At 66.6% G+C, this 20,493-nt stretch carries 20 protein-coding genes and 1 pseudogene; 6 read left to right on the plus strand and 15 right to left on the minus strand.

What is annotated here, in order from left to right; all coding sequences use genetic code 11:
* Positions 1 to 188: 188 nt before the first annotated feature.
* The 5 genes from ccsB to J7I89_RS17270 are packed head-to-tail and all read right to left on the minus strand — an operon-like array spanning position 189 to position 5,233.
* Entirely contained in the window at positions 189 to 1,331 is a 1,143-nt protein-coding gene (gene ccsB / locus J7I89_RS17250; RefSeq protein WP_214972883.1) for a c-type cytochrome biogenesis protein CcsB, read from the minus strand.
* Positions 1,331 to 3,181 carry a cytochrome c biogenesis protein ResB gene (locus J7I89_RS17255; RefSeq protein ID WP_214972884.1) on the minus strand — a complete coding sequence of 617 codons (1,851 nt, stop codon included), beginning with the start codon at positions 3,179 to 3,181 and terminating at the stop codon, positions 1,331 to 1,333. Before J7I89_RS17255 ends, ccsB begins: the two co-directional genes overlap by 1 nt.
* Complete coding sequence (locus tag J7I89_RS17260) at positions 3,181 to 3,936, minus strand: cytochrome c biogenesis CcdA family protein (RefSeq protein WP_214972890.1); 756 nt, start codon at positions 3,934 to 3,936, stop codon at positions 3,181 to 3,183. Before J7I89_RS17260 ends, J7I89_RS17255 begins: the two co-directional genes overlap by 1 nt.
* A 16-nt stretch (positions 3,937 to 3,952) precedes the next feature.
* Positions 3,953 to 4,564, minus strand: coding sequence for a TlpA disulfide reductase family protein (locus J7I89_RS17265; protein WP_214972892.1), 612 nt, complete (start codon positions 4,562 to 4,564; stop codon positions 3,953 to 3,955).
* 3 nt (positions 4,565 to 4,567) lie between these two features.
* Entirely contained in the window at positions 4,568 to 5,233 is a 666-nt protein-coding gene (locus J7I89_RS17270; RefSeq protein WP_214972894.1) for a histidine phosphatase family protein, read from the minus strand.
* A gap of 205 nt (positions 5,234 to 5,438) precedes the next feature.
* Here J7I89_RS17270 and J7I89_RS17275 point away from each other — a divergent pair, with 205 nt between their 5' ends.
* Positions 5,439 to 5,987, plus strand: coding sequence for a YceI family protein (locus tag J7I89_RS17275; protein WP_214972896.1), 549 nt, complete (start codon positions 5,439 to 5,441; stop codon positions 5,985 to 5,987).
* A gap of 294 nt (positions 5,988 to 6,281) precedes the next feature.
* On the opposite strand, the gene J7I89_RS17280 is transcribed toward J7I89_RS17275, so the two are convergent.
* On the minus strand, positions 6,282 to 6,686 hold the full coding sequence (locus J7I89_RS17280) for a hypothetical protein (protein ID WP_214972898.1): 405 nt from the start codon (positions 6,684 to 6,686) through the stop codon (positions 6,282 to 6,284).
* Positions 6,687 to 6,760: 74 nt separating this feature from the next.
* Between J7I89_RS17280 and J7I89_RS17285 the strand changes: the two genes are divergently transcribed.
* Positions 6,761 to 7,231 (plus strand): hypothetical protein, encoded by a 471-nt coding sequence (locus J7I89_RS17285; protein ID WP_251045475.1) that lies wholly within the window; start codon positions 6,761 to 6,763, stop codon positions 7,229 to 7,231.
* A gap of 328 nt (positions 7,232 to 7,559) precedes the next feature.
* On the plus strand, positions 7,560 to 8,456 hold the full coding sequence (locus J7I89_RS17290; protein ID WP_214972900.1) for a hypothetical protein: 897 nt from the start codon (positions 7,560 to 7,562) through the stop codon (positions 8,454 to 8,456).
* A gap of 77 nt (positions 8,457 to 8,533) precedes the next feature.
* On the opposite strand, the gene J7I89_RS17295 is transcribed toward J7I89_RS17290, so the two are convergent.
* Positions 8,534 to 9,229, minus strand: coding sequence for a redox-sensing transcriptional repressor Rex (locus tag J7I89_RS17295; protein ID WP_104138295.1), 696 nt, complete (start codon positions 9,227 to 9,229; stop codon positions 8,534 to 8,536).
* A gap of 86 nt (positions 9,230 to 9,315) precedes the next feature.
* Positions 9,316 to 9,573 carry a glutaredoxin family protein gene (locus tag J7I89_RS17300; protein WP_214972902.1) on the minus strand — a complete coding sequence of 86 codons (258 nt, stop codon included), beginning with the start codon at positions 9,571 to 9,573 and terminating at the stop codon, positions 9,316 to 9,318.
* A gap of 68 nt (positions 9,574 to 9,641) precedes the next feature.
* Here J7I89_RS17300 and J7I89_RS17305 point away from each other — a divergent pair, with 68 nt between their 5' ends.
* Complete coding sequence (locus J7I89_RS17305; protein ID WP_214972904.1) at positions 9,642 to 10,460, plus strand: HAD family phosphatase; 819 nt, start codon at positions 9,642 to 9,644, stop codon at positions 10,458 to 10,460.
* Positions 10,461 to 10,881: 421 nt separating this feature from the next.
* Here the strand turns inward: J7I89_RS17305 and J7I89_RS17310 are convergent, their stop codons facing one another.
* The 7 genes from J7I89_RS17310 to J7I89_RS17340 all read right to left on the minus strand — a co-directional run bounded on the left by J7I89_RS17310 (position 10,882) and on the right by J7I89_RS17340 (position 18,230).
* Positions 10,882 to 10,980, minus strand: a complete 99-nt coding sequence (locus tag J7I89_RS17310; RefSeq protein WP_003792170.1) for a 30S ribosomal protein bS22 — start codon at positions 10,978 to 10,980, stop codon at positions 10,882 to 10,884.
* A 226-nt stretch (positions 10,981 to 11,206) separates the two neighbouring features.
* A complete protein-coding gene (locus tag J7I89_RS17315) occupies positions 11,207 to 11,419 on the minus strand; it encodes a helix-turn-helix domain-containing protein (protein ID WP_056634547.1) in 213 nt (70 codons plus the stop codon).
* A 103-nt stretch (positions 11,420 to 11,522) separates the two neighbouring features.
* Positions 11,523 to 12,671 carry a 3-deoxy-7-phosphoheptulonate synthase gene (locus J7I89_RS17320; protein WP_214972906.1) on the minus strand — a complete coding sequence of 383 codons (1,149 nt, stop codon included), beginning with the start codon at positions 12,669 to 12,671 and terminating at the stop codon, positions 11,523 to 11,525.
* Positions 12,672 to 13,024: 353 nt separating this feature from the next.
* Positions 13,025 to 14,578, minus strand: coding sequence for a rhamnulokinase family protein (locus J7I89_RS17325; protein ID WP_214972907.1), 1,554 nt, complete (start codon positions 14,576 to 14,578; stop codon positions 13,025 to 13,027).
* Complete coding sequence (locus J7I89_RS17330) at positions 14,575 to 16,629, minus strand: bifunctional aldolase/short-chain dehydrogenase (protein ID WP_214972909.1); 2,055 nt, start codon at positions 16,627 to 16,629, stop codon at positions 14,575 to 14,577. Before J7I89_RS17330 ends, J7I89_RS17325 begins: the two co-directional genes overlap by 4 nt.
* Before the next feature lie 4 nt (positions 16,630 to 16,633).
* Positions 16,634 to 17,812: an L-rhamnose isomerase gene (gene rhaI / locus J7I89_RS17335; RefSeq protein ID WP_214972911.1), complete on the minus strand. Its 1,179-nt coding sequence runs from the start codon at positions 17,810 to 17,812 to the stop codon at positions 16,634 to 16,636.
* A gap of 67 nt (positions 17,813 to 17,879) precedes the next feature.
* Complete coding sequence (locus J7I89_RS17340) at positions 17,880 to 18,230, minus strand: L-rhamnose mutarotase (RefSeq protein WP_214972913.1); 351 nt, start codon at positions 18,228 to 18,230, stop codon at positions 17,880 to 17,882.
* A 231-nt stretch (positions 18,231 to 18,461) separates the two neighbouring features.
* On the opposite strand from J7I89_RS17340, the gene J7I89_RS17345 reads away from it, so the two are divergent.
* Complete coding sequence (locus J7I89_RS17345) at positions 18,462 to 19,484, plus strand: LacI family DNA-binding transcriptional regulator (RefSeq protein WP_214972914.1); 1,023 nt, start codon at positions 18,462 to 18,464, stop codon at positions 19,482 to 19,484.
* A 56-nt stretch (positions 19,485 to 19,540) separates the two neighbouring features.
* Positions 19,541 to 20,493: pseudogene (locus tag J7I89_RS17350) on the plus strand (hypothetical protein); the annotation flags it as partial.

Genomic DNA, 20,493 nt, shown 5'->3' on the forward strand with positions numbered 1-20,493 from the left:
GCTCGTTAGCCGCGGCTGGAAGCCCGGGCGCTAGGCCTACAGAAGAAGCTCACGTCCCGGGTCCAACCGTTTGGAGCCACGATCCTGCCCCCTTGGAACGACGCCCTCGCCTATTCGCCAAAAATGGCCGCCCAGCGCACATGCTGAGCGGCCATTTTTGGCGAATGGGCGCTGGGACCCCGCGTACGTTACAGCCCCGAGTAGGAGTGGAGGCCGTTGAAGAACTGGTTCACGATGGTGAAGTTGAAGACCACGCACAGGTAGCCCACGATCGACAGCCAGGCCGCGCGGGTCCCCGTCCAGCCGCGGGTGGCCCGTGCGTGCAGGTAGCCGGCGTAGACCACCCAGATCACGAACGTCCACACTTCCTTGGTGTCCCAGCCCCAGAAACGGCCCCAGGCCTTCTCAGCCCAGATGGCGCCGAACATGAGGGTGAACGTCCAGCCGATGAAGGCGATGGCGTTGATCCGGTAGGAGAGGTTCTCCAGGCTCAGGGCGGACGGCACCAGGCGCATGAAGCCCAGCTTGTCCTCGCCCCCGGCAGCAAGGGTCTTCTGCCGGTGCGACTGCACGAGCTGCAGCGCGGACATGGCAAACGTCAGGGTGAACAGGGCCGAGGAAAGCACGGCGATGGAAACGTGGATGACCAGCCAGTAGCTTTGCAGCGCGGGCACGAGGTGGCCCACCGGGGTCCAGTAGGCCACGGAGGCAGCCACCAGCATAATGATCACCAGGCCCACCACGAACGTGCCCAGGAAGCGCAGGTCGCGGCGGATCAGCACCACGAGGAACACCGCCACGGCCACGAACGCACCGGTGGTCAGGAACTCGTACATGTTGCCCCACGGCACACGGCCCGCGCCCACGGCACGCGTCAGCACACCGGCAGCGTGGATCGCGGCGCCCAGCACCGTCAGTGCGACGGCCACCCGGGCGGGGACGCGGCGCTCGGCGGCGTATTCCATGCTGGCATTGGCGGTCTGCCCCGCTCCGCTGCCAGGCCCTCCCGCAGACACCGACGACGACGGCCGCTCGGCACGGCCGGCAGGCCCGGCCAGGTGCCCCGCAACACGGTCGGCGTCCGCGGCTGCACCGCGGACTGAGCCGGCGGCCACCGGGACCTTCGCGCCGGCGTCCGCCGCTGCCCCGTCCGACGCAGCTGCGTCCGGCGTCCCGGCGGCTGCGGCAGCCTTGAGGTCCACGGTGCGGAGCGCCTTGCTGCTCTTGGCCAGGTCCCACGCGAAGGCTATGAACGCCACCGTGTACGTGCCGGCGGCCAGCAGCATGAAGAGCTCGCTGTACTGGCCCATGGTTTCGTTGATGGGGAACATTACTGGTCCTTCTTTGACTCGGGTGAGCCTGCTGTTGACTGGATGAAGTCTTCTGAGGGCGTTGCCGCGGAGGCATCGGCGCCCGAGGCGGCCGAAGCGTCCACCGGATCGGTGTGAACCGAAGCGTCCGCCGGATCGGTGCCCGCCGGGCCATTATCCGCCCGTTCGCTGGGAGGTATCTGGGTGTCCAGGCCCCACGCGCCTGCCAGCAGTCCGCGGATCGCAACGGCTTCGCCTGCCAGCCGGTGGTCCTCGCCGCGGGTCAGAAGTCCGTACTCCACCATGGTGCGGCCGTCCTCGTGCGTGCCCGTGCGGACCCAGACGCGGCGCCGGTTGACGTAGAGCGAGACGACCAGCCCGGCCACCGCCAGCAGCGCGAAGATCAGGGCCGAGAGCTGGCCCGGATTGTGGTGGATGTCGACGCCGATGTACTTCTTCACGCCGTCGAAGCTGATGGAGCCCTTGCCGTCGGGCAGCGTGTAGGTGCTGCCCGGGGCCAAGGTGATGCCGCCGGCCGCGAGATCACGGCCGTTCAGGGGCTTCAGGTCCTTCACGTCGAGTTCGAACACGTTCTGCGGGGCGCCCTTGTCAAGGCCGAGGTCACCGTAGTACGAGTTCAGGCTCAACTGCGGGTTGATGAGGTCCGGGTCCCCGCTGAAGGAAATCCCCTTGTCCGTCACGAACGCCGTGGGCAGGAAGAAGCCGGCGAACCCGAGCTGCTCCGGCTTGGCGTCGGGAACCTTGATCACCACGGACGAGTAATAGTTCTCGCCCTGCAGCTTCGCCACCACGGGACCCTGCATGGCGATGTTGCCCTTGCCGTCCCGGACCGTCACCACCGGGGCGTAGCCGTTGCCTGTCAGATAGATGCTGGTCCCGCCGAGGGTCACTGGATCGTTGACCTTGAGGACTTCCTTCTTGGCCGGCGCCCCGGGGTTTTCCTTGGTGGTGACATCCGCCGTGAAGTCAATGGGCTGGCCGAACTTGCCCTTTGATTCGCGGTCGAACGTAGCCTGGAACTTGTCCAGCTGGATGGAGTACGGCTGGAGCTGGCTGCTCTGGAAGTTGGTACCCGGCGTGAACTGGTCATAGCCCACCAGCGTGTTCACGAAGGTGTCACCCTCCACCAGGATCCGCTGCCCGCTGTAGCCGAACAGCCCGCCGACAGCCACCGACACGAGCACACCGATCAGCGAGGTGTGGAAGACGAGGTTGCCCACCTCCTTGAGGAAGCCGCGCTCCGCCCCCAAAGACGGCCGCGCGCCGTCGTCGTGCCGTACTTCAACGCGGTAACCGCGTTTCTTGAGCAGCGCGGCTGCGTCTTCAATGGCGTCCGACGCCGGGACGCCGGCTTCCGCGGGCACCACCAGTGTGCCGTACTCCGGCAGGCGGGAGAGACGCTTCGGGGTGCGCGGCGGCTGGGAGCGCATGGCCCGGTAGTGCGCGATGGCGCGGGGAACGACGCAGCCGATCAGCGAAATGAACAGCAGGATGTAGATGGCCGAGAACCAGGCCGAGGAGTAGACGTCGTAGAGCTGCAGCGAATCAAGGATCTTGCCGTAGTCGGGGTGGTCCTTGATGTACTGCGTGACCACCGACGGGTTGGCCGGGCGCTGCGGGAACAGGGATCCCGGCACCGCTGCCACCGCGAGCAGCAGCAGGAGGAAAAGGGCGGTGCGCATGCTGGTCAGCTGGGTCCACGCCCAGCGGAGCATGCCGAGGATCCCCAGCGCGGGGAGCGCCGCGTCGGCCTTGGCCGCCTTGACGTGGTCCTGGCGGGGACCTTCGGGCGTACCCTGGGGGCCGCCCGCTCCGGAGGATTTCTTAGTTGGCTTCACACGCTCGCTCATCAGATTGGCAATTTCACATCGTTTTGGAACCAGTACTGCAACTCGGTGACCCAGGTTCCCCAGACTCCCGTGGCCATCAACACGCCCAGGGCAATCAGGACGCCGCCGCCCGTCCGCTGGATGGCCACCCGGTGGGTGCGGAAGAAGGACAGAACGCCGGCGCCGCGGCGCACAGCGAGGGCGATCAGCAGGAACGGAATGCCCAGGCCAAGGCTATAGACGAACGCCAGGAAAGCGCCTTTCGCGGCAGAGGAGCCGCCGGAGAGGCTCAGGAGCTGCACGGCCGAGTAGGTGGGGCCGATGCACGGCGCCCATCCGAGGCCGAAAGTGATCCCGAGCAGCGGCGCGCCCCAGAGGCCTGCCGGCGGTTTCGCGTGGATCTTGGCGTCGCGCTGGAGCCATGCGAATCCGCCCATGAACACGACGCCCATGATGATCACAAGGACGCCGAGCAGTTGGGTGATCCAGGCGTTCTGCGAGCCGGTGATCAGAGACCCCAGCTGGCCGAAGGCCCCGCCGAGCAGCACGAAGATGACCGAGAATCCGAGCACGAACAAGCCGATCCCCGCCAGCATGCGGCCGCGCTTTTGCTTCTGGAGGTCCACGCCGGTAAGCCCCGTGACATAGCCCAGGTATCCGGGCACGAGCGGCAGCACGCAGGGCGAGAGGAAGGACACGAAGCCCGCCAGCAGCGCCACCGGGATGGCAAGCAGGAGTGATCCGTTCAGGATGGCTTCGGCGAAGGGGCTGTTCACGTTGGGGAGACCGCCGCTACTCTGCCACGGCGGACTGGATGAGGGCTTTGAGGGTGCCCTTCTGGATCTCCCCCAGCACGCGCGAGGCCACCCGGCCCTGCTTGTCCACCACCAGCGTGGTGGGGACCGCGCCCGGAGGCACGAGTCCGGACACGGCCAGCAGCACGGCGCCGTCTTTGTCGTTGAAGCTGGGGTAGGTGAGCCCGAAGGTCTTGTCGAAGGCGTCGGCGGTGGCCTTCTCGTCGCGCAGGTTCACGCCGAAGAACTGCACACCCTTGCTCTTGAACTCCTGGTGGAGGGCCTCGAGGGAGGGCGCTTCCACCCGGCACGGCGCGCAGGCAGCGAACCAGAAGTTCAGCACGGTCACCTTGCCCAGGAAGTCCTTGGCCGTGACGGCGGTGCCGTCAAAAAGCTTGCCCTCGATGTCGACGGCGGATTTGCGGTCCGCCGCGGCGAATTCCGTCACCGAGCCGTCGCCGGCCACGTAGTTCTTGTTGTCCCCCGCCTTTGCCTGCTTCGCCAGGGCGTCTTCCTGCGCGCACGCGGACAGCCCCAGCGTGAGCGCCGTCAGGGCTAGGCCGCCGGCGGCAAGCACGCTGCGCCGGGAACTTATGGGGCTGTTGGGCATGGTTTAGGCTCCGGGGGTGGTGGAGGCGCCGGGCAGGAGGGCTGCGGCCGGTTCGCTGTACTCGACGCGCAGGAGGGTGCCGTCGCCGTCGAAAATAAGGGAGGTGAGTGAGGTCAGCGTGCACTCGCGCTTGCGCGGGTCATGCCAGAGCGGCCTGCCCTCGGCACTGAGCCGGGTGGCCCAGATGGGAAGCTGGTGGCTGACCATGATGGCCTCGGCGCCGTCGCCGCCGAGTTCGATTGCCTTGTCCCGGGCGTCCTGGACCGCGGCCCTCACACGGGCAGCCTGCTCCTTGTACGGCTCACCCCAAGATGGCCTGAGCGGGTTCACCAGCTTGCGCCAGTGCCGGGGCTTGCGCAGCTCTGCCTTGGTGACCCTGAGGCCTTCGAAGTGGTTTTCAGCCTCGATGATGCGCTGGTCCGTATGGATGTCCAGGCCAAGGGCGCGGGAGGTGGGCTCGGCCGTCTCCTGGGCGCGGGTCAGCGGAGAGGACACGAGGTAGACAATCTTTGCACCCTGGGAGACCCGGTCGCGGAAGTGCTCCGCGAGGGTGTGCGCCATCTGCTGGCCAAGCTCGGAGAGGTGGTATTCCGGCAGCCTGCCGTACAGGACGCCCTCGGGGTTGTAGACCTCGCCGTGGCGGAGCAAATGAACAGTGGCTTGGGGCATGTGTACCAGTTTCTCAAAGATGTCGGACGATCTGAAATCTTCTACACCTAGTAGAACTCAGGAATTTTCCAAAATGTTCCCCAGGGGTGGAATAAAAGATGCAAACGCATGTTTATACTGGATGCAGCAGTTAGTTGAGACTTCAACAAATGAAGCTTCAACTCTAGATCGTCCCGCTTCGTTCACAGATCCAAGGAGAACCATCATGGCACTTCCCACCAACGTCACCCCCGGCACCTGGACTCTCGACAACTCGCACAGCGAAATCGCGTTCACCGTTCGGCACGCAGGCATCAGCAAGGTCCGCGGCCAGTTCAAGGACGCAGCCGCAACCCTGGACCTCGCCGAGAACGTCGCTGACTCCCGCATCAACGCCACCATCCAGACCGCGAGCTTCGACTCCGGCGACGTGAACCGTGACGGCCACGTGCGCGGCGAAGACTTCTTCGACGTCGAGAAGTTCCCGGAGATCTCCTTCGTTTCCAACGGGCTGGTTCCCACCGGCGACGGCTACGAACTCCAGGGCGACCTCACCATCAAGGGTGTCACCCGCCCGGTGGCCCTCGACACCGAATTCAACGGCGTGGCCGTGGACCCGTTCGGCAACACCCGCGCCGGTGTTTCGGCTGAGACCACCATCAGCCGCAAGGACTTCGGCCTGACCTGGAACGCTGTGCTCGAAGCCGGCGGCGTGCTGGTCAGCGACAAGGTTGCCATCAACCTGGAACTGGCCTTCATCGCCCCCGCCGCGTAATTTGCACGGCTGGTCCGCCAGCCATGTAGTGAAACCGACGCCCCGCCCGTGAATTCCATGGGCGGGGCGTCGGCGTTGCTAGGGGCCCGGGCTTTCGCCTGCTGAACGGCGCTGCGGGCTGGCTGCGGGACTGGCTGCGGGACTGCCTGCGGGACTGCCTGCGGGCGGCTCACGGGGCTGCCTACGGGACTGCCTGCGGGACTGCCTGCGGGACACGATAACCGCCTTCCAAACAGGCGTGCGGGGCGGCTTGGACATGGCCCGGGACCTCCTAGAATTCGCCAAATCGCGGGTCTACAGTGAGAGCCATGAGCAACCCAAGCGATGAACCGCAGCCTCAGCAGCCGGGCTCCGAGCCGCGGCCTGAGGACCATCCCGCGCCAGCGGGACAGCAGCCACCGGCGTCGCAGCCACCAGCAGGACAGCCACCAGCGGCATCGCAACCACCAGCAGGACAGCCACCAGCGGCATCGCAACCACCAGCAGGACAGCAGCCAGCGGCATCGCAACCGACCGGGTCGCAACCAACCGGACCTCAGCCGCCAGCAGGTCAGCAGCCATCGGCGTCGCAGCCGGCCGGGTCACAGCCGCCAGCAGGAAACCGGCCTCCCGACGGATTCCAGCCCCCGGGGCCTCGGGACGGCGCGCAGCCGGGGTACGGGTACGGGCAAGACGCCGGGCAACCGGACGGCCAGCCATCTGGACAGCAGGGCTGGCAGGCAGGGCCCCAGGGCTGGCAGGCAGGTCAGCCGGGCGGTGCCGGGCGCTTCGAGATGCCCGTAGACCGGCCGCGCAGCTTCTACGAAGTCATGCCCAATGGCGGCTTCTCGGGCATCTTCGAAGTGGCAGGTCTCCCCAAGGAGCTGAAGGTGTCCTACTGGATCTGGGTGATCGGCGGCCTGCTCGGACTCTTGGGCGGAGTGATCGGGCTGTTCGGTGCGCTGGTGCTCTTTGCGATCCTGCCGGGCGTGGCCATCCTGGTGCTGTTGCTTGTGCTCGTGGCACTGGCGCTTGCCGCAGCGCAGATTGTCCTGGCCATGAAGATGAAGGAGGGCCGGGAGTGGGCGCGGCTGGCGCTGACGATAGTCGCGGGCGTATCGCTGCTGCTGGCGGTCATCAATTCGAGTTTCGCCGCTGGCCAGGACGGCAACTGGCTGGGCTTCCTGATCAGCCTGGTAGCAACCGTGCTCATGTGGGTACCGAACTCGCAGAACTGGTTTGCCGCCGCAAGGGGTTCCGCCTGACTTGCAATTAGAGTCACCGCTGCTGATTTGCCGTTCGGCGGCAGACGCCGTCGGGCCGGGTGCAATGCGCCGCTCGAGGCGACGACGGAAGCGGCGTGTTATGCGCCGTCGGAAGTAGCGCGTGGCGCGCCGTCGGGCTTCGTTCGAATCGCCTCAATGACAGCCCGTAACGCCGTCTTTAGGTGTGCGGACGCGCCGCAAGAATACCTCTGCGGAATGATCTTCACCGTGCCCCCAGAGGGGTACGGTGGAAGTGAACCATGCTGGGGGCAGGGCAGGCTTCTGAACCCGGTGGCCGATCCCGACGTCAATACGCAAAGGACCGCTCATGAGCACTCCTCCAGTACCCACAAACCCCAGCGACCCGAACTCCCACGAGCCGAACCAGGACGGTACGGAAGCACGCGGCGCGCAGCCCCGCTACGGCCAGGATGCTCCGCAGTACGGCCAGAACACTCCGCCGGCTCCGCAGTACGGCCAGAACACTCCGCCGGCTCCGCAGTACGGCCAGAACGCACCCCAGTATGGTCAGGGCACACCGCAGTTCGGACAGAACGCTCCCCAGTACGGGCAGAACACGCCACAGCAGCCGCAGTACGGTCAGGGTGCTCCCCAGCAGCCGCAGTACGGACAGGGCGCTCCCCAGTACGGTCAGCAGGCATCCGCCCCGTCACCCTACGGTCAGTCCCCGTACGGTCAGGCACCCTACGGCCAATCCCCGTACGGGTACCCGTCGGAACAGCCGCAGGGCGGCGGAACCGCAGCCGGCGTTCCGCAGCTTGTGAACACTTCCTTTTGGATGATCATCGGCGCGGGCGTCCTGTCGGTTCTGTCGGTTCTGCTCACGATTCCAACGCTGGATGATCCCGCCATGCGCAGCACATTTGAGGAACAGCTCCGCGGAAGCGGCCAGAACGTGGCATTCGACGACGTCAAGGGCTTCATCATCGGAACCATGGTGGTCTTCGCCCTGATCGGCGCGGGGCTCTACGCGCTGGTGGCCTTCAACGTCCGCAAGGGCAAGAACTGGGCCCGCATCTTGGGAACGGTGTTCGCGGCGCTGTCCGTTTTCAGCCTCTTCCCTGTTGGCCTGAACACGCTGGTGGCCCTCGTCGGCATCGCGGCGATTGTGATGCTGTACCTGCCCGCGTCGGCACCGTACTTCCAGAAGCAGCAGCCGTTCGCCAACCCGTACTCGCAGCCGGGCGGCCCCTTCGGCCGCTAGCCTCGGGCCGCTAGGCACCCGCACGCAACCAGTTACACGCAACCTATTAACGGGCGCGGATTCCAGGAAGGTCGGATTTACTCCGGCTGACCCGGGGTCTGCGCCCGTTGCGCGTGATAGGCCAGAATCTGCAGCTCGGTGGCCATGTCCACCTTGCGAAGGTTCACGCCATCGGGAACCTGGAGCATCACGGGCGCGAAGCTGAGGATGCTGTGCACGCCGGCCGCCACCACACGGTCGCACACACTCTGGGCCACGGCGGCCGGCAGGGCGAGAACCACCATGTTGGCGCCGGTCCGCTCCAGCACCGGCTCAAGGTCGGCCACATCGCTCACACGGAGCCAGCCAACCTCATTGCCCACCACCATTTGGTCGGCATCGAAAATGGCAACAACGTCGAAGCCCCTGGACTCAAAACCGCCGTACCTGGCGAGCGCCTTGCCCAAGTTACCGGCGCCGACGATCGCGACCTTCCAGTCGTGCGTCAGTCCCAGCGCGGCGGCGATGTGACGGCTCAGGTACTGGACCTCATAGCCCACGCCGCGCGTACCGTACGACCCCACATGGGACAGATCCTTGCGGAGCGTGGACGAGCTGACTCCTGATGCCTCGGCCAGCGATTCGGAGGACACGCGCTCGGTGCCCTCTGCCATCAGGGTGTTCAGGGCGCGCAAGTAGATCGTCAGCCGGGCCACGGCCGCAGGCGGAATCTGCTTTCCGGCAGCTCCGGTGTCCCCGGGCACGGCTTGAGGTGGTGAATCGAGCGAAGTCACTATCTGCTCCATTGCGTCGCGTTGTGAGTCCACTCTAGATCCCCATCACTTAAGTCAACAAAGCCGGTGCCATTGCGCGAAAGCGGCTACTGCCGCGCCATCGCCTGACGCAGGACCCGGTCCAGCCGGGCTTCGTCAATCTTCCAGAAGTCCCGCTGGACTCCGTTCACGAAAACCACCGGAATCTCCTCGGCGTACTGCTCCCGCAGGGCTTCGTCGCTGTCCACCGACCGTTCCGTCCACTCAAGTCCCAGGGCGACAGTAACCCGCCCGACGGCGTCGCGCGCCGCGGCGCACAGGTGACAGTCAGCTTTGGTGAGGAGGACGACGTCGGGGTTTGCCATGCTTCAACGGTATCGCGGTAACGACCCGTCGGCCGGGCACATCCCCTGCATTGACTAGACTCAGTGGCATGCCCGAGGAGAAGTACGTCGCTGTGGTCCAGCATCCGGTTGCACCGCAGCAGCACGGCGAGGCCGCGTTCTTCGACGTCGACAACACCCTCATGAAGGGCGCCAGCCTGTTCCACGTGGCCCGGAAAATGCATCAGCGCGGAGCATTCACCCTTCCGCAGGCTGCCGGCATGGCGTGGAAGCAGTTTAAGTTCGTGCTCCGCGGCGAGAACATGGACGACGTCCACGCGGTGCGGGATTCCGCGCTGACCCTCGCAGCCGGCATCACGGAGGAGGACATCAAAGCCCTGGGCGAGGAAGTCTTCGACGAGATGATCGCCTCCCGGATCTGGCCGGGAACAAAAGCCCTGGCCGAGCAGCACCTGCGGGTGGGGCGCAAAGTCTGGCTGGTCACAGCCACCCCGATCGAGGTGGCCACTGTCATTTCCGCGCGGCTTGGCCTCACCGGCGCTCTGGGGACCGTGGGTGAGATCCGGGACGGCTTCTACACCGGGCGGCTCGTGGGCGACATCCTGCACGGCGCTGCCAAGGCCGTGGCGGTCCAGGGCATCGCCGACGCCGAAGGCCTGGACCTCAAGCGCTGCTGGGGCTACAGCGACTCGTACAACGACATCCCGCTGCTGACCCTCGTGGGCCACCCCGTGGCCATCAATCCGGACGCCCGGCTGCGCAAGCACGCCCGCGAGCACAACTGGCCGGTCTACGATTTCCGCTCCGGCCGCCGCGCCGCCACCCTGGGCCTCAAGGCCGCCACGGCCGGCGGCGCAATCTACGGCCTCTGGCGAGGCTACTCCCGCATCCGCGGCCCCCGGGTCTAACGCACTTCCTTCCCCGCGACGCGCAAATTCCCTGAGGACACCGGCATTCCCGCGTCGCCGGCTCATTTGCGCGTCATGAGGCACTGTCCGTGTCGAGAAGGCGAAACGCCGCGGGCGGTGTCGAGAAGGCGACTTAACGACGCCGGTGGTGTTTCGCGTAGGAGCGCATCGCCGCCGAACGCGCGACAGAGGTCGCCCAGCGACCGCGGAGCGCCTTTTGGCGGAAGTGAAAGCCCGCGGGCCCCGGCCCGAGCTTGCGAGGGGTGGGCGGGGCTGAACGCTAAGCGACGGCGAAACGCCACTGGCGTCGGACGCCCGAGTGAGGCGAAGCGCTGCGGGACGGCGCCCTGCCGCCGAACTCAGAACGCAAAAATGCCCGCACCCTCGAAAGGGAGCGGGCATTGACGCGCAGAAAGTATCTCTACTTCTTATTGCGGCGCTGGTGGCGCGTCTTACGAAGCAACTTGCGGTGCTTCTTCTTGGCCATACGCTTGCGACGCTTCTTAATAACTGAACCCACGAAAGTTCCTTACAAACTAGATGCAGTACCTGTCTGATGGAGAAGGTCCGTGGACTAAGCAACAGACTGAAACAACTGACAGATTCTTACAATGACGTAAAACGTTCTTTAACAGGGTACCGCTTATCCGGAGCACCTACTGACCGCCGCCGTCCCATGACCTGCAGCCGCCCCCAAGGCGGCTGCATTGGCCATGAAGACCGTGCGGACAGTCGAGCGCCGGCTTTTACGCGGTATCCGAGTGTCCGTCGACAACAGCGCCTTTGAGGTACTGCTCGACGGCGCTCTCCGGAACCCGATAGGACCGGCCGAACCGGACCGCGGGCATTTCCCCGGAATGGACCAAGCGATACACGGTCATCTTGGAGACACGCATAAGCTCAGCCACCTCGGCCACGGTCAAGAACTTGGCGTTCGAGAAGTTCGACTCTGCGGACATTTCCCATATTCCTTTGCTCTCAGCAACTTGCGGCGACCCCAATTTGTCTTCGGTGCGCCGATGCTGAGCCATCGAACAACCGTGTGCTAGTTACTCTAGAGGCTCACGGGGCCATTGTGAAAGCCCTGCGCTTCCGCGACGAAGCGGCAAGCTGTTCCAGCACGGACGCCGTCACATCCCACTCCATGCAGGCGTCGGTCACGCTCTGGCCGTAGACCAGGGCGGAGCGTCCCGCGGTATGTTCGGCGACATCCAGGTTCTGGGCCCCGCCGACCAGGAAGCTTTCGAGCATGACGCCGGCGATGGCACCTGCCGCCTCACCCTTGTCCTCGAGTTGTGCGCCGATTTCGAGCGCGACCTCGGCCTGGCGGTGGTGGCTCTTGCCGCTGTTGGCGTGGCTGGCATCCACAATCAGCCTCGGGTTCAGGTTCTTGGCAGCGAGCTTGGCTGACGCCGCCTCGACGTCGGCCGCGGAGTAGTTGGGACCCTTGCGCCCGCCGCGGAGGATCACATGGGTGTCCGGATTGCCCGCGGTGGCCACGAGCGCCGCCCGGCCGTCGCCGTCGATCCCCAGGAACGCCTGCGGGGCCGCGGCGGCACTGCAGGCGTCCACCGCCACCTGGAGGTCGCCGTCGGTCCCGTTCTTGAAGCCGATCGGCATGGACAGCCCGGAGGCCAGCTGGCGGTGGATCTGGCTTTCCGTGGTCCGGGCGCCGATGGCTCCCCAGGACACCAGGTCCGCCATGTACTGGGGGCTGATCGGCTCGAGGAATTCGGTGGCGGCGGGCAGTCCCAGCGCCGTGACCTGCTGCAGGAAACGCCGGGCGGCGCGCAGGCCGCCGGCGATGTCGTGCGTTCCGTCGAGGCGCGGATCGTTGATCAGGCCCTTCCAGCCCACCGTGGTGCGCGGCTTTTCGAAGTACGCGCGCATGACGATCAGCAGGTCTTCCTTGTGCCTCTCGGCCTGGCTGACAAGGCGGCGGGCGTACTCGAGGCCGGCCTTGGGGTCGTGGATGGAGCACGGGCCCACGATCACCAGCAGGCGGTCGTCCACGCCGTCCATGATGGCCCGGACTTCGTCCCGGCCGCGTTCGACGACGTCCGCCACGCGGGCGTCCAGGGGCAGTTCCGCGATCATCTCCTGCGGAGTGGGCAGCGCAGTGAATTCACTGACCCTCAGATTCGACGTTGATTGCTGCGGCGCGGTCTGTTTCGACGTCGGCTGCTGGGTTTCGGTGGCTGTGGTGCTCATGTACGGGTCCTGTTCCGGGTGGTGCGGAGCGGGCCCAAATCAGAACCCGCCGGAGAAATGGCGAAGGGCAGAGAATGATCTCTGCCCTGTTGGCTCTGAAGGAAAATTGGATGCGTGTCAGTTAGACGCGGGCCCCTCCAGAGCCAACGAAAAATACGCATACCAACGGTTAGTCATAGCCAAGACCATAACCGCGGGATCGTTCCGGACGCAAACCGGAGGTGTCACAAAACTCCGTGGGACGCCCTGCACCCCTCCTGTCGCCTTTCCTGACCCAACTAGGTAGCAGTAGGTGTCGTTCTGAGCCGCCAAAACGACGCCTGCTGCGACCTAGTTGGGAGGGCGGGCGCATCTCAGACCAGCGACGCCTCGAAAATGTCCTGCGCCTGTGATGCACGCACCAGGGCCCGCAGCTCGGCCAGGCCTCCGGCTATGGCGCCGCCGGCTCTGGCTTGTACTAGAACGTTGCCGAGCGCCGTGGCTTCCACGGGTCCGGCAACCACGCGCTTGCCGGTGGCTTCCGCGGTGAGCTGGCACAGGAGCCGGTTCTGCGAGCCGCCTCCGACGATGTGCACGGTATCGACGGCGACGTCGGCGAGCCGTTCGGCCTCGGTGATGGTCCGGGCATAGCCGGCGGCGAGGCTGTCCAGGATGCAGCGGACCATGTGCGCCGGCTCATCCGGCAGGACGTTGCCGGTGTTCCGGACCGCGGCGCGGATACGCTCGGGCATGTTGCCCGGGGCGATGAACGCGGGGTCGTCTGCGTTGATCCGGGGTCCGCCCGGGGGCAGTGCCGCTGCGGCGTCCAGGAGTTCTTCCAGGGCGGGCCGGTAGCCTTCCTGCGCCCATGTGCGCTGGCATTCGCTGAGCAGCCAGAGCCCGCCGACGTTGCGCAGGTACCGGATGGTGCCGTCCACGCCGCGTTCGTTGGTGAAATTCGCTGCCCGGCTAGCCTCGGTGAGGACCGGATGGTTCAGTTCAACTCCCACCAGCGACCAGGTGCCGGAGGAGATGTATGCGAAGTTTCCCTGGGCTGCGGAGACGGCTTCCGCGGGGACGGCGGCGACGGCGGAGGCGGTGTCGTGCGAGCCGACCGCCACCACTTTGGTCCCCGGTGGCAGCCCCGTGCGCTCGGCGATCCCGGGCAGCAGGGTGCCGATGGTTTCACCCGGCTGGATCAGGGGCGGAAACAGGTTTTTCGGCAGCCTCAGGGCGGTGAAAAACTCGGTGGCCCACTCCCCGGCGACGGCGTCGAAGATACCGGTGGTGGAGGCGTTGGTTACCTCAGTGCGCCGCTGCCCGGTGAGCAGGAACGCGATCAGGTCCGGGATGAGCAGCGCCTGCAGCCCGCCCAGTTCACGTTCGGCCGCGAGCTGGTAGATGGTGTTGAACTGCAGGAACTGCAGCCCCGTGGTGGCGTACAGCCGGGACTCGTCCAGGCGCCGGTGCACTCCGGCCACGGCCGCGCGGCTGCGTTCGTCACGGTAGCTGAACGGCTGCGCGGTGAGTTCCCCGGCGCCGTTCACGAGGCCGTAGTCCACGGCCCACGTGTCGATGCCGATGCTGGTGAGGTGTTCCCCGCGCCCCGCGGCGATGCGTCCGGCCGCTGCGAGGCCCGTGAGCACCTCGGCGAACAGGGCGTCGAAGTCCCAGCGGAGGCCGCCGTCGGACTGCACCACTCCGTTGGGGAAGCGGTGCACCGTCTCCAGCGCCGCGCCGCCTTTACCGGCACCGCCAGCGGCGGCGCCGCCGGTCCGCCCGCTGCTGATCCGTCCGAGGATGACCCGTCCGGAGGAGGCGCCGATGTCGACGGCGGCGAATACACTGCCGGCGGACAGGCCGCCGTCGATATCGGTTTCCGGGCGTGGCGCCGCTGCCGCAGCTGCTGCCCGTGCCTTCGCGCTCATCGCAGGAAGGCGGCGGCGACGCCGGCGTCGACCGGGATGTGCAGTCCGGTGGTGTGGGACAGTTCGGCGCTGGTGAGGACGGCGGCGGCGTTGGCCACGTTCTCGGGCAGAACCTCGCGCTTGAGCAGCGTGCGCTGGGCGTAGTACTTGCCCAGTTCCTGTTCGTCCACGCCGTAGACCGCGGCGCGCTTGGCGCCCCAGCCGCCGGCGAAGATTCCGGAGCCGCGGACCACGCCGTCGGGGTTGATGCCGTTGACCCGGATCCCGTACTCGCCCAGCTCGGCGGCCAGGAGCCGGACCTGGTGGGCCTGGTCGGCCTTGGTGGCGGAGTAGGCGATGTTGTTCGGGCCGGCGAACACCGAGTTCTTGGAGGAGATGTAGACGATGTCCCCGCCCATGTCCTGGTCGATCATGACCTTCGCCGCGGCCTTGGCCACCAGGAAGGAGCCCTTGGCCATGACGTTGTGCTGGATGTCCCAGTCCTTCTCGGTGGTTTCCAGGAGCGGTTTGGAGATGGAGAGCCCGGCGTTGTTCACCACGAGGTCGACGCCGCCGAACGCCAGGACCGCGGCGTCGATCGCTGCTGCGACCTGTGCCTCGTCCGTGACGTCGGCCTGGACGCCGACGGCGACATCCGCACCGCCGAGTTCGGCGGCAACCGCCTGGGCGTTTTCGAGGTTCAGGTCCGCGATGACCACGCAGGCGCCTTCCGCGGCGAGGCGGGTGGCGATGGCCTTGCCGATGCCCGACGCCGCACCGGTCACCAGGGCGATGCGGGTGGCGTGCGACTTGGGTTTGGGCATCCGGGCCAGCTTGGCCTCCTCGAGCGACCAGTACTCGATCCGGAATTTCTCGGATTCCTCGATCGGGGCATACGTGGAGATCGCCTCGGCGCCGCGCATCACGTTGATCGCGTTGATATAGAACTCACCGGCGACGCGGGCGGTCTGCTTGTTGGCACCGTAGGAGAACATGCCCACGCCGGGCACCAGGACGATGCCCGGGTCGGCGCCGCGCAGGGCGGGGCTCTCCGGGGTTGCGTGCCGGTCGTAGTAGGCCTGGTAGTCCGTCCGGTATTCCTCGTGGAGTTCCTTCAGCCTTGCGATGGAGTCCTCGACCGACGCGTCGGCGGGCAGGTCCAGGATGAGCGGCTTGACCTTGGTGCGCAGGAAATGGTCCGGGCAGGAGGTGCCCAGCGCGCCGAGCCTTGGGTGCTCGGCGGCTTCCAGGAAGTCAAGGACGACGGCGTCATCGCTGAAGTGCCCCAGCTGCGGTTTGTCCGTGGACGCCAGACCTCGGATCACCGGGGCCAGCGCGGCGGCCTTGGCCCGGCGCTCGGCGTCCGGCAGGGCCGCGTAGCCGGGGAGCTTGGGTCCGAAGGGCTGGGCGCGGCCGTTTTCGCGGATGTACTGTTCGGCCTGCTCGATGATCCAGAGGGAGTTCTGTTCTGCTTCTTCGCTGGTGGCGCCCCAGGCGGTGATGCCGTGCCCTCCGAGGATTGTGCCGACGGCCTGCGGGTGGGCGTCCTTGATCGCGGCGATGTCGAGGCCCAGCTGGAACCCGGGCCGGCGCCACGGCACCCAGACCACCTTGTCGCCGAAGATCTTCGTGGTGAGCGCCTCGCCGTCAGCTGCAGTGGCGACCGCGATGCCCGAGTCCGGGTGCAGATGGTTCACATGGGCGGCGTCCACAAGCCCGTGCATGGCCGTATCGATCGAGGGAGCGGCGCCGCCCTTGCCGTGGAGGCAGTAATCGAACGCGGCCACCATCTCGTCCTCGCGCTCCACGCCCGGGTAGACGTTCTTCAGGGCCTGCAGCCGGTCCAGGCGGAGCACTGCGAGGTTCTCCGCCCGCAAAGTACCCAGATCGCCGCCGGAGCCTTTCACCCAAAGGAGCTGGACGTCGTCGCCGGTGACGGGGTCCTTCGCGGTGCCCTTGGCGGAGGTGTTGCCGCCGGCGAAGTTGGTGTTGCGCTTGTCCGCACCCAGTCGGTTGGACCGGGCAATCAGCTCTTCAACGGTCTTGTTCTTGGCAGTGTTATTGGTGCTCATTGGTTTAGGCGCCCCATCCGGCTTGCTGACCGCCCACGCGGTCCTCGTTGATCTGTTTCTGGTAGCCGCTGGCCCTGAACGCGGCCATCGGGTCCGCGGGCAGGCCGCGGGATTCACGCCATTCGGCCAGCACCGGGCGGACGTCGGTGTAGAAGGCGTCGTTGAACACGGCGTTGGCGGCCAGGACATCGCCGGCCCGCTGCGCCTCGGACAGTGCCGCGGTGTCGATCAGCAGGGCCCGGGCGGTCATTTCCTGGACGTTGAGCACCGAACGGATCTGCCCCGGGATCTTCTCCTCCAGGTTGTGGCACTGGTCCAGCATCAGCGCGACGCCGGACTCCTTACCCGAGGACTTGCCGAACCCGCCGCCGCGGATCACCTCGTGCATGATGCGGAACAGCTGGAAGGGATCCGCCGCGCCCACGATCAGGTCATCATCGGCATAGAAGCGCGAATTGAAGTCAAAGGAGCCCAGCTTGCCCAGCCGCAGCAGCTGCATGACGATGAATTCGATGTTCGTGCCCGGGGCGTGATGGCCGGTGTCCAGGCAGACGAACGCCTTCTCGCCCATGGCCAGCGTCTGGGCGTAGGAAGTGCCCCAGTCCGGAACATCCGTGTGGTAAAAAGCCGGTTCGAAGAACTTGTACTCCAGCACCAGGCGCTGGTCCTCGCCGAGTCTGGCGTAGATTTCCTGGAGCGATTCCGCCAGGCGGTCCTGCCGGCCGCGCATGTCGTCCTGGCCCGGGTAGTTGGTGCCGTCCGCCAGCCAGATCTTCAGGTCCCTGGACCCGGTGGCGTGCATGATGTCGATGCACTCAAAGTGATGATCAATCGCACGGCGGCGGACCGCCTCGTTCGAGGATGTCAGGGAGCCGAACCTGTACTCGTCGTCCTGGAACGTGTTGGAGTTGATCGTGCCCAGGCCCACGCCCAGCTCCGCCGCGTGATCCTTCAGGGCAGCGTAGTCATCCACCTTGTCCCACGGAATGTGCAGCGCCACGGTGGGAGCCAGGCCCGTGAGCTCGTGGACCTTGGCGGCGTCCGCCAGCTTCTCCTGCACCGTCCGCGGCGTGCCCGGCGTGCCGAACACCCTGAAACGGGTGCCCGAATTGCCATAGGCCCAGGAGGGGACCTCGATCGCAAGCTCCCCGAGCCTGCCCAGCGCTGTTTTTACGTGGTTCATGTTGTGTCTTTCCGGTCTCGTGCAGTGGTTGTCTGTTGGTTGCCGACTCCCGTGTCGGCTACGTCTGTCAGTCCGGGGTGTTGGCCATCACCGCGGCCAACTGGTCCTCCAGGTTGAAGATTTCCTCGAGTGCCACGAATCCCGTGTCTGGCGGCTGCTCGGTGTCCTCGAAGAGCGTGGCCATCTCCGCCTGCCAGCGCGCGTTCACCTCCGTGAGCGCCATCCGCGCCCGGACGGCGTCGAAGTTGTCGCACTCCACGTAGCCCACCAGCAGGCCGTCTCCGCCGAGGAAGAGCGAGTAGTTATGCCAGCCTGCGTCCTTGAGCGCACGCAGCATCTCAGGCCAGACGGCGGCGTGCCGGCGCCTGTACTCATCGATCAGTCCGGGCTGGACCGAGGATCGAAAACACACCCTCATCTGCGACTCTCCTGAAATTCCGAATCATTGAATCGTTTCATTAGTACGATTCAAAGTACTCTTGAATTTGAGTAAGTGTCAAGCAATCGTCGGAGAATGGGAGCCTTCGCCCGAGTTGGGCTTGTCCACCTGCGGTCGCGGACTGATTCAGGCTATGTTCACAGGACCGGCCAACCGACTTGCACGCCGTCACCACAGAAGAGCACGCCACAAAAGAGAGCTTGGAGAAAGATGTCACGGTCAGCCAGCATCAAGGATGTTGCGAACCATGCCCAAGTGGCGGTGGGAACAGTTTCAAACGTCCTGAACTACCCGGACCGAGTTTCCCAACGGACAAAAGATCGCGTCCTGCAGGCCATTGACGAGCTCGGCTTCGTCCGCAATGACGCGGCCCGGCAGCTCCGCGCAGGGCACAGCCGGACCATCGGGCTGATAGTCCTCGACGTCGGCAACCCCTTCTTCACCTCCGTGGTGCGCGCCGCCGAGGACGCGGCGGCGCTGCAGGGAAGCGCCGTCCTGCTCGGGGACAGCGGCCACGACGCCGGCCGCGAGTCGAACTACATCGACCTCTTCCAGGAACAGCGGGTCCAGGGCCTGCTGATCTCGCCCGTGGGTGACGTCACGGACCGCCTCGACGTGCTGCGGGAACGCGGCGTGCCAACCGTCCTGGTGGACCGCCTGGCGGATGAGGCACAGTACAGTTCCGTGTCCGTTGATGACGACGCCGGCGGCTACCTGGCCGCCCGGCACCTGCTGGACCTGGGCCGCCGTCGGCTGGCCTTCGTGGGGGGCCCGACGTCGATACGCCAGGTGGCGGACCGCCTCCAGGGGGCGCAACGCGCCGTCGCGGAAGTGCCGGACGCTTCGCTGGAGGTGCTGGATTCCGCGGGGCAGACCGTTCTGGCGGGCCGCAGCGTGGGCGACCAGTTGGTCCGCCGCAGCCCGGACCAGCTGCCGGACGGCGTCTTCTGCGCCAACGACCTGCTCGCCCTCGGCGTCATGCAGTCCCTGGCCATGATGCACAAGCTCAGGATTCCCGAGGACATCGCACTGATCGGCTATGACGACATCGATTTCGCCGTGTCCGCTGTGGTGCCGCTGTCTTCCATCCGACAGCCCACAGAGGCCCTGGGACGGACGGCCATCGAGCTCCTGGCCGAGGAGCTGGACACGCCGGATTCGGCACAGCCGCGCCACCGCGCAGTCATCTTCACCCCGGAACTCGTGGTGCGGCAAAGTACCGCCGGGGTGTAAACACTCCGCAGTTATTGCCTTCGTTAAATGTCAGACCCCTCTGACAGAGTTTCCATATGGAAGCCATGGGGCAAGGCGCAGCGGATCACACCGCGGGGCGGGCGGTCACGCCGGGCCTTAGCGCGGCTGCCCTGCTGCGGGGCCGCCGGCTTCGCAGCGTTCCTGCTTCCGCCTCCCGCACGGATTGCCTGACTTCCGACGGCGGTGCTGCCGCCGGCTTTGGCGGGATGAGTAGCGCCCCGGCAGACGGTCTCCGCATCGCACCACGAGCCGCCAATCAGGACGGGCACGACGGCGGGGCTGTCGCGGACTTTGGTCCGACCGGCGTCGGTACCGCCGGCGTCGGTACCGCCGGCGTTGGTACCGCTGGCTTCGCTGCCGCCGGCGGGGATGCCATGACTATGGGGGCAACCGACAGCCTCAAACGCTGCCTGGATCTGCTGGGGGCAGCGGTCGAATCCGCGCCCGGTGAGCTGGCCCTGGCCGGTTTCCCGGCCGCCGCGGAGTTCGCCGGGCTGGCCGAGGAGATCTCCCGCGGGGCCGAGTACCTGCAGCTGCTCGGCGCGGCCGCGGTGGACCGGACCCGCACCGAGGCGATCAGCGCCGCCGGACCCGCGAGCAAGGCCGCCGGCTGGACCACCGGGTGGGGCGACGACACCGAAAGCGCTGACGCAGGCTCAGCTGCCGCCACTGCACCCGCTGGCACCAGCGCGCCCACCGTCAGTGCTGGCACCGGCGCGCCCGCCGTCAGTGCTGTCGCCGGCACAGCCGCGGCTGGTGCCTCCAGCTCCGCTGCCACTTCCACGTCCGCCGCGGTCCCGGCGGTGTCGCCGGCCGATGACGGGTCCCGCAACACCGCCGAGTTCCTCAGGACCCGGCTAAGGATCGGCGCCGGAGAAGCCCGCCGCCGCCTCGCCCTCGCCTCCGCCATACTCCCCCGCACCGGCATCACCGGCCAGCCCATGCCACCGCCCTACGAAAAAACCGCCGCCGCCCTCGCTCCCGGGAC

Origin of the sequence: Arthrobacter sp. ISL-5 (genome assembly GCF_018613835.1) — a bacterium.
Taxonomy (GTDB): domain Bacteria; phylum Actinomycetota; class Actinomycetes; order Actinomycetales; family Micrococcaceae; genus Arthrobacter.

Coding starts and splice junctions, on each gene's coding strand:
- ccsB (WP_214972883.1), bottom strand. CDS start 1,331: ATGTTCCCCATCAACGAAACCATGGGCCAGTACAGCGAGCTCTTCATG.
- J7I89_RS17255 (WP_214972884.1), bottom strand. CDS start 3,181: ATGAGCGAGCGTGTGAAGCCAACTAAGAAATCCTCCGGAGCGGGCGGC.
- J7I89_RS17265 (WP_214972892.1), bottom strand. CDS start 4,564: ATGCCCAACAGCCCCATAAGTTCCCGGCGCAGCGTGCTTGCCGCCGGC.
- J7I89_RS17270 (WP_214972894.1), bottom strand. CDS start 5,233: ATGCCCCAAGCCACTGTTCATTTGCTCCGCCACGGCGAGGTCTACAAC.
- J7I89_RS17275 (WP_214972896.1), top strand. CDS start 5,439: ATGGCACTTCCCACCAACGTCACCCCCGGCACCTGGACTCTCGACAAC.
- J7I89_RS17280 (WP_214972898.1), bottom strand. CDS start 6,686: ATGGCTGGCCGTCCGGTTGCCCGGCGTCTTGCCCGTACCCGTACCCCG.
- J7I89_RS17285 (WP_251045475.1), top strand. CDS start 6,761: ATGCCCGTAGACCGGCCGCGCAGCTTCTACGAAGTCATGCCCAATGGC.
- J7I89_RS17290 (WP_214972900.1), top strand. CDS start 7,560: ATGAGCACTCCTCCAGTACCCACAAACCCCAGCGACCCGAACTCCCAC.
- J7I89_RS17300 (WP_214972902.1), bottom strand. CDS start 9,573: ATGGCAAACCCCGACGTCGTCCTCCTCACCAAAGCTGACTGTCACCTG.
- J7I89_RS17305 (WP_214972904.1), top strand. CDS start 9,642: ATGCCCGAGGAGAAGTACGTCGCTGTGGTCCAGCATCCGGTTGCACCG.
- J7I89_RS17315 (WP_056634547.1), bottom strand. CDS start 11,419: ATGTCCGCAGAGTCGAACTTCTCGAACGCCAAGTTCTTGACCGTGGCC.
- J7I89_RS17320 (WP_214972906.1), bottom strand. CDS start 12,671: ATGAGCACCACAGCCACCGAAACCCAGCAGCCGACGTCGAAACAGACC.
- J7I89_RS17325 (WP_214972907.1), bottom strand. CDS start 14,578: ATGAGCGCGAAGGCACGGGCAGCAGCTGCGGCAGCGGCGCCACGCCCG.
- J7I89_RS17330 (WP_214972909.1), bottom strand. CDS start 16,629: ATGAGCACCAATAACACTGCCAAGAACAAGACCGTTGAAGAGCTGATT.
- rhaI (WP_214972911.1), bottom strand. CDS start 17,812: ATGAACCACGTAAAAACAGCGCTGGGCAGGCTCGGGGAGCTTGCGATC.
- J7I89_RS17340 (WP_214972913.1), bottom strand. CDS start 18,230: ATGAGGGTGTGTTTTCGATCCTCGGTCCAGCCCGGACTGATCGATGAG.
- J7I89_RS17345 (WP_214972914.1), top strand. CDS start 18,462: ATGTCACGGTCAGCCAGCATCAAGGATGTTGCGAACCATGCCCAAGTG.